We start from the raw sequence: 13795 nt of genomic DNA, 5'->3' as shown, positions 1-13795 counted from the left end.
ACAAGAGGGTTAGCTCGGTCATTTTTCGTTAGCTAGTACAGTAAAAGTAACGATAAGTCGAGAAGCCCCCACTTCAAGCAGACCATAAGGTTAGCTAAGTGGTGGGTAGTTCACTCAAGGCATTCCATGTTATGTGAAATTCCGTAACTGGACACGCAATCAAAAATAAAGAATACCATCCTTCTATCAATTCATTTCTTAGAATTGAGGAAAGAGTATTAAAAGAAGGAGTTTGGAACCGAATCCAAGCTCCTTTTGCCTGTAAGGGATACCGTCAGGAAAATGCGGATTAACAACGTTAAGACAGTTTTAGTGGTCTTAGAGTATGTAACGCAACCTCTTCTCGGATGAGCTCACCATATAAATAGATTGGTTACATTGGTCTATTAGGTTTGCAGCCAGATTATCATGGCGCTTTGCTCCTCCGGTTTTCACCACGTTTTCTCTTAGCCAACACAGTCTACCAGATTATAGCAACTCTGCTTCCTATCGTCTGTTGCGCTACTGCAATACTTAGATTAAAAATTGTTCTTTGCTACTCAATAAATTTGATTATTTAATTACGACGGATTGCAACGAGACGTGAACATTTCCCAGTCAGAAACAATCGGTCTACCCACCTCTAAATCCCAGCTTCCTGCTACTGCACCAAAAACATCATAATCCCAATGGCATTTATATTGGTTCCATAAGCTTCCGTTGTCGTTTCGGATACCACTATAGTTTCTTCCTAATTCATTCCAAGCAGCCTCCATTGTTGGTCCCCAAAGTCTGACGGACCACTTTGGTTCCATTGAATATGTGTAATAACCCCCACGTGTAGAAGTCCATACGTTATTAAAGTATTCATCAAGATTTCCGCTAAGTGCGATTTCGATTTTTCCTATAGCGTTATCGCTTAAAAGACGCGTAACTACATCATTTTGCTCCCCTTCTGGAAAGGATTCTACATAAGATTCCAGTCTCACTCCAACTTCATCAATCCAATCACGGTTATCTTCCAAGTATTGATCTCTTTCCTCAGAAGGTACAGCGTCAACTGTTTCGATTGCGTCCTTTAAATATTTAAATTCATCCGTTTCAGTTGCTGCGGAAACTGGATTAAAATTACCCAATACCATAAGAGTAGTTAATGCAATGAAAGCCGCCGTTTTCAGTTTGTTTTTCATTTTGATTTCTCCTCTCATTCTACTTAAAAGTATTTTGTAGTTTTAGTTGATTAATAGAAATGTTTTAATGCTTTATTGCCTTATTGCCCGTCAGTATCACTCCCCTCCGACTATCACAACTGAGCCCATTAGTAAAACTACCTAAGTACCACCCCTGTCACTTTCCATTCTAGTAAACTACCCCTTAAAACCAAATAGGATAATATTACTGTTTTTTGTAAATTTTTTGTAAATTAGTTATATTTGTTAGTAGTGAATTGCTATTAGAAGCGTAATTCACGGCTTTCAGTGATTATTCCGTTCTTTAAAATCAGGTTTTGACAAATATATCACACTTCGCTATAATCATTTATATCGTAGTACGCTATAAGGAAGGTGGTGTTTGATTGGATAAAAGAATACGTAGGTTTTATATGCCAATGACAGAAACCAGCTTTTATATCCTGTTTGCTTTGCAAAGTGAAATGCATGGTTATAGTATCATGAAACACGTAAAAACCCTCACAAAAGGTGAAATAGATTTAGGGGCAGGGACGGTTTATACCAGTTTGTCCAAAATGGAGAAAGATGGGCTAATTGTTCTTGTGAAAACAGAGAGCAATCGAAAATTTTATAAAATCACTGATTTAGGACGTGAAATATTAGACATTGAAATCCTGCGTATTGAAAGATTATATAAAAACACAAGAGCATAGGGAGGGATGCAATAATGACTGAAAAGAAAACAATCAGAAGGAGTTTTTATATATCCGATTTTGAGGAGGAGCAAGAATTTTTATCCTCTCAACACAACGCTGGATGGAGATTGACCGATACAAGAGGCAAGAAATATTTTTTTGAAAAATGCGATAAAGAAGCTGCTATCTATCAGATAGACTTTAATCCGAAAGAGCAGCGTAAAAGTGAATATGTACAATTATTTACTGATTTTGGATGGGAATTCGTGGCTGAAAAAGACGGCAGATTTTATTTTTCAAAACCTGCTTTACAGTGTAGCGAAGAAAAAATATTCAGTGATCGTGAAACGAAACTCGCTATGTGCAGAAAGATTATCAAGCGCAAACTGGTTCAACTTATCCCTCTAACAGTCATTTCGGTTATCATTTCATGTGTATTAGCATTAAATATGTTTCTTTATAGTTACTTCCCATTAGGCATCATTTTCATTGTATCGCTGATATGGCTTGGCGGATTAATACTGACTCTTTACTCAACGAAATATTTATCAGGATTTTTCAAACTCAAGAAAATAATTGAAAATATGGATTAGAAATAGAAAGGAGACATGATTATGTATGGTTTGTTAAATATCGGAAGCCTTGTGCTGGGTTTAATTGCATGGATATTGCCTATTGCAAGTCTGGCAAAGCGTAATAAAGATAATAACAAAACTTGGATTTTATTTTCGATAGCAAGTTTTAGTGCCTGTGTAATCTCGCTATGTTTTCAAATTTTGTATAACGATTACTTAGTCAGGATAGAGGATTGGTCGGCTCTTATGGACACCTCTAAGGGTGTGGTTCGTCTTTCTTTCCTGCTTTCTATAGTTACTATTGTACTTAATGTAATTACTGCAATTGTATATAACAAAAAAAGTAAATGATAGCTACTCATAGATAGATGGAACATGAAAAGCACTTCCATTCTAAGAAAACAACCGTCTTCAGCTGTAAGGGTCGTTAATGGAAGTAATCAAAGCCTAATTTCTCACTAAAACTACCGAGAAATTAGGCTTATTTTATATCTGGATTACCTTATCGTTGTTCATACGCATTTTCCTGACGCTACCCCTTTTCGCTAAAGCACCAAACGCAAAAATAAGACACCATCTCGCCCTGCTAAAGCACCAAACGCAAAAATAAGACACCATCCCGCCCTGCTAAAGCACCAAACGCAAAAATAAGGCACCCTCCCGCCCTGCTAAAGCACCAAACGCAAAAATAAGACACCACCGCTACATGCTAAAGCACCAAACGCAAAAATAAGGCACCCTCCCGCCCTGCTAAAGCACCAAACGCAAAAATAAGGCACCATCTCAGCACGCACTTCCAAAATAAATAGCATTTCCACACAATCATTCCGCCATAATGCAGAAGGCAATCTTTGATTTCTCCCCCTAATCACGTATACAATGTCTTAGGAAGGAGTTTTTACAATGAATATAAACTATCAGTTACCTGAAAATATAAACCAACAACTAGAGGAGACGCAAAAAGCAAGACAAGCAGAGGAGTTTCAAGATTTAATTCGGCCTGGTGGCTATGTGCCGCCACATATGGATTTGCTAACGGATGCTATTACTGCGTTAAGTATGGGAAAAAATGTATTGTTAAAAGGTCCTACTGGAGCGGGAAAAACGAAATTTGCGGAGACGCTATCCCAGCTGTTCCAGCAGCCGATGTTCAGTGTGAACTGCTCGGTGGATTTGGATGCGGAAAGCTTGCTTGGGTTTAAAACACTTGCTTACGAAGGTGAGAAGCAGGTGATTGAGTTTATCCCGGGACCGGTGACAAATGCGATGAAGGCTGGTTGCTTCTTATATATTGATGAGGTAAACATGGCTAAGCCGGAAACATTGCCGCTTATTAATGGGGTGCTTGATTATCGGAGAACAATCACGAATCCATTTACAAATGAAATGATTACTGCCAAGGAAGGTTTTGGCGTGATTGCTGCGATTAATGAAGGGTATATTGGTACTGTTCCGCTTAACGAAGCGTTGAAAAACCGTTTTATCGTCATTGAGGTTCCATACATCGAGGGCGAGCAATTGAAGCAACTTATCGTTTCCAATACAAAGTTGGCAGATGAGACATTAATTAATTTATTTGTAAAATTATCTGGAGATTTAATTACAGCTGTCTTTCAAGGAAAGCTATCCGAGGATGCGGCATCAATTCGTGCGTTACTTGATGCTTGTGATTTGAGTGTCTTGATACCTCCCAAACGTGCGATTTTACGCTCAATCGTTGACAAATTGGATGAAGAGCGAGAGCGTGAATTTGTGAAGAACTTAGCTGAAACGCTATTTTAAAAAGGAGAATGCCGGATGACCCGTTTCCATGATTCGAAAGTGGACACCAAACTTTTTATGCAGTTACAGGATCTAGCGACCGTTTTATCTGGAAATCCGAATCTAGACTTTGAATATAGCTATGGCTCACAAATTGACCTAGTCGATGAAAGAGTTACAGTAAGCCAGATTTGGCGTAAGCTGGATCAGGACACGAAGGAAGCAGGATTTAAATCGGATGTGCTTCTAAGAACGATTGGTACGCTGCATTATTCTGATATACCCACGGTGCAAGCATATATGGAAAGTATTCAAGAATCCGATCTGCCTAAATTCGCTACACAATTATTCGCGCTCCTTGAGGATATTCGATTAGAAGAAATTGTGAAAAAAACCCGTCCGGGAACAGTGGCCATGTTCAAAAAACGGAGAAATTATTTAAGGAATTACTTTGACATGCAATTAGCGGCAAATGTGACGAGAAGCTTTGCGCTCGATGAATTATTTTGCCTTATTTATTTACTGATTCAGGCAGACAGTCCGGATCCTAATTTCCCAAGGGCAAATGAGGAGCAGCTGTCACATCTTGAACAGCTGAAGCCGCTTCTTTATTCTGTTTATGAAGCAAGAAGTACGGATGCAACCGTAAGAATTTGCGAGCAAATTGTCTTTCGATTGAACCGAGATTATAAGGATTCCATTAATGAATATTTTATTTTTCCAATTGGCCATCTGGAGACCTATACGAAAAACACCCTTTTTGATGAGCTAACTCGTACAGATGAATTGGTCAATGACGATGAAGACGAGGTGGATAAGGAAAAAAGCGAATACTTCGATGAGACGTTTTCTACCTGGCACCGCGAAAATAAAAATGAAGACCGGAAGCAAAACTTCCTGCAATTTGAGCTGGAGCAAGGTTCGAAAACAAGCATGCTAGGTGGCGGAGCACGCGAAACGGAGGATGCCGATCAGGCGATGGCTTCCATTCAAGGAACGTCCGGCGAAAGTAAGCAAGAGGACTATTCGAAGATGGAAGCAGTGGATAAGCAGGCGGCGAAGGACCAGAAGCAAGGATCGGAAAGCAGCTATGGGGAAGAGAATGCTGATGCTGTTAAGCTGATAAAAGAGGCGCATGCCCCGTCAAGAGAAGATGAGGAGCTTTACCGAGAATATGTAGCGGAAATTGATCTGTTCCACCGCAAGCTTGCAAATACGATTAAGAAGACAATCGAACATAAGAAAACGACACCGCGAAAAGATCTGCTTGCAGGACGATTATCGAGAAACTTACTGCCGCTTGTATTGGATGATACGTCACGAGTTTTTTATAAAAAGGATCAGGAATCGAAAGAATTCGATGCGGTTTTTACATTGCTAATTGACTGTTCGGCTTCCATGGTTGGAAAAATGGAAGAAACGAAAAAAGGAATTGTGCTGTTTCATGAGGTGCTGAAGCAATTACAAATACCTCATTCCATCATCGGATTCTGGGAGGATGCGAATGAAGTAAGGGAAGGCTATCAGCCAAATTATTTTCATATAATTCATGCCCATACCGATTCCTTTTATCAAAACAATGGTCCAAAAATCATGCAGCTCGAGCCTGAAGAGGATAATCGTGATGGCTTCAGCATTCGTGTCGCCTTAAAGGATTTAGAAGCACGGCGCGAGAAAAATAAATTCCTCTTAGTATTTTCCGACGGAGAGCCTGCAGCAGCGGGCTATGATCAAAATGGCATTGTCGATACACATCTCGCTGTTTCCGAAGCGCGCAAAAAAGGAATTGATGTTATCGGAATGTTTTTATCTGATGGTGAAATTGGCGAGCGTGAAGATGCAACGATGGAAAATATCTATGGCAGGGAACGTGTGATGGTACCAAGTGTCGCTGAATTACCGGAGCATTTTGCACCGCTTTTGAAGAAGTTATTGTTAAAAGCCATATAGATAAGAGAAGAGCAGGCTGGATAGGATGTCCAACCTGCTTTTAAGTGTAGGTAAGATTCGGGAGCGTTCATTCTAAGAGGCAAAACGAGGTGATGTTAGGCCATTCCCATCGTTTTCTTGATGCGATGTATGTCTACTTTATTTGTCCATGTGTCATCGCGAAGCAGCTCCTGATTGATCGAAATCGTATTTATTTCTTCTTTCAATTCTCCAAATTCTTTTGCATTTGCTAGTTTCATCCCGTCGAATTCTGCTTTTAAATGATCCTGTCCCGCACGCAATGCAGTTAGAATTTGCCCGTGTTCTTTTAATTGTGAACTGTGGTTTTCTAGTGTTTGACTGTGCTCTCCGAGAATTTGACTATGTTCATTCAAGATTTGACTATGTTCCTTTAAAATTTGACTGTGCTCATCCAACTTGCTCTTAATTTCCCCAAGCATTTCAATAATTTGATCCGACTTGTCCATTCTTATCACCTCCTCGTTTGTATTATAGCATAGAAGCTGACGAACATAATATGACATTTTTTTCAGATAAGACTATGTTTCTTACCAGCTATAATCGGTTAAGTTAATTTTATAGCTTGTTGACAAATAATAAAATAAATTGTATTATATAATTAATTAAATATAAATTAATTAAAAATAGTTTAATTCATAATAAAATCCTGGGAGGAAAAGTCATGCAATTAAAAGGAATCCATCACGTTTCAGCGATCACTGCCAATGCAAAAGCGAATTACCATTTTTACACAACTGTTCTAGGGATGCGTCTTGTTAAGAAAACAGTAAATCAGGATGATACATCCATGTATCATTTGTTTTATGCAGATGAGGTAGGGAATCCAGGAACAGATTTAACGTTTTTTGAGATTCCACGAGCAGGGAATACGTATCAAGGTGTGAGCAGCATTTCGGGAACATCATTACGTGTACCGAATGATGCCGCACTTACTTACTGGGAAAACCGCTTTAATGAATATGAGGTTGAACATGATGGGATTATGGAGCAGGGGGGGCGTCGTGTCATTCATTTCCGTGACCCAGAGAAACAGCGTTTAACCTTAGTTTCAGATGAAACAAATCAGGGTGTTGCAGGTGGAACGCCATGGAAACACAGCCCTGTTCCAGTGGATACGAGTATTATCGGGCTTGGTCCGGTAAAATTAACGGTTCAAGATCCAGCACCAACAATTAAAGTTCTCACCGAGCTGTTAACATTTACACAAGTTGGAAGCTATCCATCATTGGTTGAGGGGCAAGATGATATTTTAGTTTTTTCTACTGGAGAGGGTGGGACAGGAGCAGAAATCCATCTAGAAACTCGAAACGATCTACCAAAAGAACGTCCTGGTCGTGGTAGTGTGCATCACGTTGCATTCCGTGTGGAAAATGAAGAGGAATTGAGAAAATGGCGAGATCGAATCACAGAAGCACGCTTTGGTAATTCAGGTGTTGTGGAGCGTTTTTACTTTAAAGCACTTTATTTTAGAGAGCCTAATGGAATCCTATTCGAGCTTTCTACAGATGGTCCTGGATTTACATCAGATGAGGAATTCGAGCATTTAGGTGAATCGTTAGCATTGCCGCCTTACTTCGAAGATCAGCGGGAAGCAATCGAAGCGCGTTTAGAACCCCTCGATACGAAGTAATTTAAAAAAAGGGTCTCCCTAGAGTTTGAGGGAGACCCTTTTTTTGCTCGAGCGCTTACTACCAGCTCGATTTTTTCACACCAGGCAGTTGCCCCTTATGTGCATATTCTCGAAAAGCAATCCGGGACATGCCGAATTTTCGCATATAGCCCCTTGGACGCCCGGTTACTTCACAGCGATTATTCAGTCGTGTAGGGGAAGAATCTCTCGGCAGTTTGCGAAGTGCTTCGTAATCCCCTTTTGCTTTTAATTCTCTTCTTAAATCAGCATATTTTTCTACAAGTGCTTGTTGCTTCTTTGCTTTTGCGACCTTTGATTTCTTAGCCACTGTATTACCTTCTTTCTTTTATTTCATAATAGATTGTTCATTGCAGACAAGCGTAAAATCCCTTTTCTAATTCATATTTATCCAGTTCTTTTCCGATAAAGACGATTTCGCTTTGCTTCGTTTCCGCTGGCAGCCATGTACGGTCTTTTGTACCGGAAAATAACATATGCACACCCTGGAAAACAACGCGTTCATCCATTCCGTCAATATGAAGAATTCCTTTATAACGGTACAAGCTTTCACCTTTAATTTGCACGAGATAGCTGAACCATCTGTTTACACGATCCAAATTGAGGGGACGATCGTCAGTAAATACAAAAGAGTTTACAGTATCATGGTGATGATGATGCTCGTCCGTTAATAAATTGGGGTGTATTTGAAGCTTGTGTCCGAGATCAAATGATTGAATGCCAATAATATCACTGGTGTTAATATCGCAATTAATAGAGTGTATTACGTTTGCATTCGAGTTCATTTGTGTAATCCGCGTTTGAAGCTTCTTCAGTTCTCTTTTATTTACAAGATCTGTTTTATTAAAAATAAGCACATCTGCAAAGGCGATTTGCTCCTGTAACTCCTCTGAATCAATATGTTGAGGGAGGTGCTTCGAGTCAAGTACCGTACAAACGCTATCTAGTTCAAACCAGCGGGACATTGCCTCATCCATTAAAAAGGTTTGAACGACAGGCGCTGGATTGGCAAGTCCTGTCGTTTCAATAATGACCCGGTCAAATTGAACTTCGCCATTTAATTGCTGTCGCAGCATAGAAGAGAGAATAGAAATCAAGTCACCCCGAACATTGCAGCAAATACAGCCACTGTTGATTTCAATAATTTCTTCTTTTGTATCGGTGATCAGCTGACTATCAATCGATAAATCCCCATACTCATTCACAATCACAGCTGTTTTCTGCTGCGAATCTTCATTAAGAATGCGATTTAATAATGTGGTTTTTCCTGCGCCTAGAAAACCGGTAAGAATCGTAACTGGAATTTTATGTTGTAGTTGTCGTAGCAAATTCATTTTCCCTCCATAAGTTAGTTGCCCTATAGAAAACTAAGGCATTCGGCAAATGCCTTAGTCGCATTTATGCAGAAAGAAAAGTTTTACACTTTCCTTTCTGCCAAAAAAATGAGGACAACACATAATTATTTCGTCACTTGGTCGAGTATTTCTAAGTTATATCGCATTAAGGAAATATAGTCTTCCTTATTTTTAATATCTTCATCTGTTAGGACAGAGAGATTATGAATCGTTAAATCTTCTGCACCAATTTGTTCCTGGATAACCTCGGAAAGTCGATTTGGACTGTTTTGTTCATAGAGAATATAATCCAAATTATGTTCCTCTGCCTGGCTTATAACCTCAGTTAATTGCTTTTGCGAAGGCTCTTGACTTGTTGAAAGCCCGCTAATCGCAATTTGTTTTACACCATAGCGCTCTTCCCAATATCCGTAAGCAGCATGCGGTACCATGATATATTTATTTTCTTTGGTCGCTAACAGCTCTGAAAATTCCTTATCCAATGCTAGAAGTTCCGCTTCTAATGCTTCAAAATTCGCATTGTAATCAGCCTCTGCATCGGGATTTAATGCAATCAGCTCATCCTTGATAATGCGAGAGATTTCGATCATTCGCAATGGATCAATCCAAAGATGTGGATCATGATCGCCAGTATGGTCATCGATTGAAATTGTTGCGACCTCTGATTCTGCTACTACTTCATGATCGTCTCCGAAGAGGACTGCTTTAATTTGCTGTCCATCAATAGTAGCCTCTCCACCAAATGTAGCGGTTCCGTTATCGGGCACCGTCTCCCAATCATCAGCACCAGGTTCTAACGTATACCAATGCCAATGGTCATGGTCAGAGTCTTCGCTTAAATGGGCGGTTAACTGGATAGAATCGCCAGTATGGTAATGTCCAGCCAGGCCATCGATAGTAATGGAAACACTATTTTCTTCATGTGAATCACTAGTTGTTCCGTGACTGTGACCATCATGTTCGTGGTCATCTTCAGTATCGCTGTTCTCGCTGTTATCATGTTCGTGATCATTTTCGTGATTGTGCTCGCTGCCATCGTGTTCGTGCTCATCACCATGCTCATGTTCGCTGCCATCGTGTTCGTGCTCATCACCATGCTCATGTTCGCTGCCATCGTGTTCGTGATCATCACCATGTTCATGTTCGCTGCCATCGTGTTCGTGATCTTCATCATGCCCATGACTGTCTTCCCCATGATTATGTCCATCCTCGGTATGATCGCTATGATCGTGATTATCGCCGCCACCATGCCCATGGAAAAGCTCTTCATACTTTCCGATTTCAATTAATTCTACATCTTGATTAGCAAGCGCATCTGCTGCACTTGTCGCAAAGCCCTCCATACCATCACCTATAAAAATAAATGCATCACTATCAGCAATTGCCGTCATATCTTTGGATGTTGGCTCATATGTATGTGCATCTGCGCCAGGTGGATAAACGGTTTTGGCTTCAACAGAATCGCCGCCAATTTGCTCCACAGCATACTGAAATGGATAAACAGACGTATAGACAGTAAGCTTATCTGAATTATTGGCATTGGCTGGATCCTCTTCAGTTGATGTACAACCAATCATTAAAAATGCTGTAAAACTAAAAATAAATAAAGCCTGGATAATTTTCATTTATCGTATTCCTTTCTTGTTTTGTATTTTTAATATTTCCTATCATATCGTAATCATTACGATTTGTAAACAGTAATTGTTACGATTTGTTTTTTCGTTAGATAGTGAGAGCGGAGCGATGAAATTGATATAGGTGTTATAGTGAGGTGCGATGGTGCTTTAGATATGATTTAGGTGTCTTAGCGGTGTGCGATGGTGCGTTAGATATGATTAAGGTGTCTTATCGAGATGCGATAGTGCGTTAAATTGGATTAGGGCGTCCTGGCGATGAGTGATGGTGTTGTAATTTTGATATAGGTGTCATAGTAGGATGAGATAGTGCGTTAAATTGGATTAGGGTGTCCTGGCGGTGAGTGATGGTGCTGTAATTTTGATTAAGGTGTCATAGTGAGTTGCGATGGTGCGTTAAATATGATTAAGGTGTCTTAGCGAGATGCGATAGTGCGTTAAATTGGATGAAGGTGTTTTAGCGGTGTGCGATGGTGCGTTAAATATGATTTAGGTGTCCAAACCAAGCGAGATACGTTAGTGCGTTAATTTTAATTTAGGCGCTCTTATCGTGATGCGATAAAATTTAGTTTGGGGCTAAGATGGAGAGTTTTAAGCTCTCCATCATTTATTGAATGTAAAAACCAGCAATTTGATTGTTATTGTCAAACGTGACACTAAATACGACATCGGCACTTTCGAAAAGCCCATCAATTAATACAACTTGGTGGTCATCGACTTGTTCAATCGAGCTATATTCTTGGTCGATGAATCCACCGAGCTGATCCTCAAGTGCCACCCATAATTCATCGAGTGCGACAGGTGTGAGTTGTGCTTCCATCGTTCCGTTAAAATGTTGGGTTGCTGTTTCGAATTCTCCATTAGCAAGCTGCCCGATAAATTCTACCGCAAGAGTGACTATCTCTTCTGTATCTTCATCTGAACCGTTCTTTTCACTAGAATCCGCATCATCTGTATCTTCATTTTGTTCATCCGAAGTGCTGCTATCGGTTGCATTTTCAGAAGCCTGGTCACCTGTTGGTTCGCCACATCCCATTAAAACTAATAGTGCTAGCAAGATAAATAAAAGCTTCTTCATATTAGGCTCACCTTTCTATCATTGTGATTTGTTCGTTTGCTCCAGAATCCAATCTGCTATTGTTTCTATTATCTGCTTATCGACAACACCAGGATGTTCGTATTCGGCAATTGTTCCTGCATCAGGACCATCATAGTCAACTAAAAAATGATTCAGTCCGGGATAGCTAATAAATGTTGCATTTTCTTTGTCAGCTAAGGCTTCCTGCCATAATGCAAAATCCTTATCGACGTAAACTTGGAAATCATCTTCTCCTTGCAAAAGCAATAGAGGTTTTTCGGACTCTGCAGCTAAAGCTCCTGCATCAAAGGTATCCATTTCTTGAAAGTAATAGGCAGGGAGACCAAACAGCGTTTCTGATAAAGCCTCATCCTCTGTCATATCCTTTAACCCTTTTGCTTTTTCATATTCCGCTTGCACAAACGCTATCTGGTTCTCATCTTCATACATATCCATACTTTGATCATAAATAATCTCCCATAAACTCCTCGGTGAACCTGCGAGTATAATAAGACCAGCAAAATCTCCCTCTAGGTCAATCCTTGGGGCGAGCATCCCACCGAGACTATGTCCGCCTAAGTAAACGCTATTCGAATCAATGCGCGAATCATGTTTTAACAGCTCAGCAGCTCGAACAGCATCTTCAATGGTTTCCTCGTAAACAGTTAAGGACTGCAATTCATCGGGGGACATTGTGCTGCCATAGGTATACGTTCGTTTATCGTACCTTAATACTGCAATCCCTTGTTCAGCAAGACCCCAAGCAATATCTCGGAAAGGCTTATAACCGAAGACAGCTTCATCTCTATCGCTAGGACCTGAGCCATGAACGAGTACAACCCCTGACAGATCACCCAGCTCCTGATGTTGCTTCGGTAGTGTTAGTGTTCCTTCCAGCTCATATTCAGTTCCTTGGCCGACTGTTACTTGCTCCTCCGTGACACTGTCCGGTACATCAACATTTACCCCTCCAGGAGATAAATTCATTCCAACCAATTGAAGCGCTTCATCGAATGTCAAACGTAATTGAAAAATTACTTCACTATACTCGATTTCAGCTTCAACAACTTGATAAGCGTCACCTCTTTCGGAAGATTCCAAAGATCCCACTCCAATAAATGTTCCACTTGCTTCAGCTTTCCAAACTTCTTCCAATTCCTTTAGTGAAGTGGATTCTTGTAATTTTTCACCAAAAAAATCATCATGAACCTTTTCAAAATCTTCATTTACAAGAAAATCAATCACTTCCCGTGCACTCTCCTCAGCTGTAGGCGAAGCGGACGAACAACCGGCTAATATTACTAGTCCAATCAATAGAAATTTCCTCATCATATCCTCCTCAGACTAAAATAACCCTCTAACTCAGCTATACGATTCTACATAAAAAAGGTTTCATGTTATGTTTGGAATGGATCGAAAGTTTAGCTATGATAGACGAAAGAAATGTTAGGAGTTGATTTTGTTGAGAAAGTTTACAATCCATACGAACGAAAAGCAATCATTCACAAATCTAGATCATTATTTAGAAGAAGCATTGGCTGAAAGCAATGTCCAAGATGGAATTATGCTTATCTTCTGTCCACATACAACAGCAGCAATTACCATTAACGAAAACGCTGATCCCGATGTGAAAACAGATCTTAAACACGGTCTGGATGAAACATTTCCGAACAAGCAGGAATACATTCATATGGAAGGAAACTCGGACGGCCATATGAAATCCTCTGTAATCGGAGCAAGTGAAACCTTAATCATTTCAGATGGGCAGCCCATATTAGGCACATGGCAAAGTGTATATTTCTGCGAATTTGATGGGCCGAGAGAACGGCACTTTTACGTGAAAATAATGGCGGGTTAAAATGTAAAGGCGTGTGCAAGTAAAAGTTGAGGCAATGTACGGAACTGCCTCGACTTTACTTGTTGAACA

At 40.1% G+C, this 13795-nt stretch carries 14 protein-coding genes; 7 read left to right on the top strand and 7 right to left on the bottom strand.

Features of this window, described 5'->3' with window-relative positions; genetic code table 11:
* Positions 1-560 precede the first annotated feature (560 nt).
* Positions 561-1169 (bottom strand): DUF2599 domain-containing protein, encoded by a 609-nt coding sequence (locus NST46_RS02610; RefSeq protein WP_251660766.1) that lies wholly within the window; start codon positions 1167-1169, stop codon positions 561-563.
* 386 nt (positions 1170-1555) lie between these two features.
* Here NST46_RS02610 and NST46_RS02605 point away from each other — a divergent pair, with 386 nt between their 5' ends.
* The 5 genes from NST46_RS02605 to NST46_RS02585 all read left to right on the top strand — a co-directional run bounded on the left by NST46_RS02605 (position 1556) and on the right by NST46_RS02585 (position 6132).
* The gene (locus NST46_RS02605) at positions 1556-1864 is read left to right on the top strand and encodes a PadR family transcriptional regulator (RefSeq protein WP_095308316.1); all 309 of its coding nucleotides are present in this window, start codon (positions 1556-1558) and stop codon (positions 1862-1864) included.
* Between the two features lie 14 nt (positions 1865-1878).
* A complete protein-coding gene (locus NST46_RS02600; RefSeq protein ID WP_251660764.1) occupies positions 1879-2439 on the top strand; it encodes a DUF2812 domain-containing protein in 561 nt (186 codons plus the stop codon).
* 21 nt (positions 2440-2460) lie between these two features.
* Entirely contained in the window at positions 2461-2772 is a 312-nt protein-coding gene (locus NST46_RS02595) for a hypothetical protein (protein WP_251660762.1), read from the top strand.
* Positions 2773-3324: 552 nt separating this feature from the next.
* Positions 3325-4203: an ATP-binding protein gene (locus NST46_RS02590; protein WP_118890004.1), complete on the top strand. Its 879-nt coding sequence runs from the start codon at positions 3325-3327 to the stop codon at positions 4201-4203.
* Between the two features lie 15 nt (positions 4204-4218).
* A complete protein-coding gene (locus NST46_RS02585) occupies positions 4219-6132 on the top strand; it encodes a vWA domain-containing protein (protein ID WP_339316173.1) in 1914 nt (637 codons plus the stop codon).
* A gap of 95 nt (positions 6133-6227) precedes the next feature.
* On the opposite strand, the gene NST46_RS02580 is transcribed toward NST46_RS02585, so the two are convergent.
* Positions 6228-6599, bottom strand: a complete 372-nt coding sequence (locus NST46_RS02580) for a hypothetical protein (RefSeq protein WP_118890006.1) — start codon at positions 6597-6599, stop codon at positions 6228-6230.
* A 215-nt stretch (positions 6600-6814) separates the two neighbouring features.
* Between NST46_RS02580 and NST46_RS02575 the strand changes: the two genes are divergently transcribed.
* Positions 6815-7783 (top strand): ring-cleaving dioxygenase, encoded by a 969-nt coding sequence (locus NST46_RS02575; RefSeq protein ID WP_341136716.1) that lies wholly within the window; start codon positions 6815-6817, stop codon positions 7781-7783.
* 58 nt (positions 7784-7841) lie between these two features.
* Here the strand turns inward: NST46_RS02575 and rpsN are convergent, their stop codons facing one another.
* From rpsN to NST46_RS02550, 5 genes are all read right to left on the bottom strand, one after another.
* On the bottom strand, positions 7842-8111 hold the full coding sequence (gene rpsN / locus NST46_RS02570; RefSeq protein ID WP_251660758.1) for a 30S ribosomal protein S14: 270 nt from the start codon (positions 8109-8111) through the stop codon (positions 7842-7844).
* Between the two features lie 37 nt (positions 8112-8148).
* Positions 8149-9135, bottom strand: a complete 987-nt coding sequence (locus NST46_RS02565; protein WP_341136715.1) for a CobW family GTP-binding protein — start codon at positions 9133-9135, stop codon at positions 8149-8151.
* Between the two features lie 125 nt (positions 9136-9260).
* A complete protein-coding gene (locus tag NST46_RS02560) occupies positions 9261-10781 on the bottom strand; it encodes a metal ABC transporter solute-binding protein, Zn/Mn family (protein ID WP_341136714.1) in 1521 nt (506 codons plus the stop codon).
* A gap of 616 nt (positions 10782-11397) precedes the next feature.
* Positions 11398-11868, bottom strand: a complete 471-nt coding sequence (locus tag NST46_RS02555) for a DUF3887 domain-containing protein (RefSeq protein ID WP_341136713.1) — start codon at positions 11866-11868, stop codon at positions 11398-11400.
* Between the two features lie 18 nt (positions 11869-11886).
* The gene (locus tag NST46_RS02550) at positions 11887-13197 is read right to left on the bottom strand and encodes an alpha/beta hydrolase (protein ID WP_341136712.1); all 1311 of its coding nucleotides are present in this window, start codon (positions 13195-13197) and stop codon (positions 11887-11889) included.
* Positions 13198-13327: 130 nt separating this feature from the next.
* On the opposite strand from NST46_RS02550, the gene NST46_RS02545 reads away from it, so the two are divergent.
* Positions 13328-13726: a secondary thiamine-phosphate synthase enzyme YjbQ gene (locus NST46_RS02545; RefSeq protein ID WP_341136711.1), complete on the top strand. Its 399-nt coding sequence runs from the start codon at positions 13328-13330 to the stop codon at positions 13724-13726.
* Positions 13727-13795: the final 69 nt, after the last annotated feature.

Origin of the sequence: Oceanobacillus sp. FSL W7-1309 (genome assembly GCF_038002145.1) — a bacterium.
GTDB lineage: Bacteria > Bacillota > Bacilli > Bacillales > Amphibacillaceae > Oceanobacillus > Oceanobacillus profundus.
Note: the sequence above shows the minus strand (reverse complement) of the source record. Positions and strands in the feature narration are given on the sequence as shown.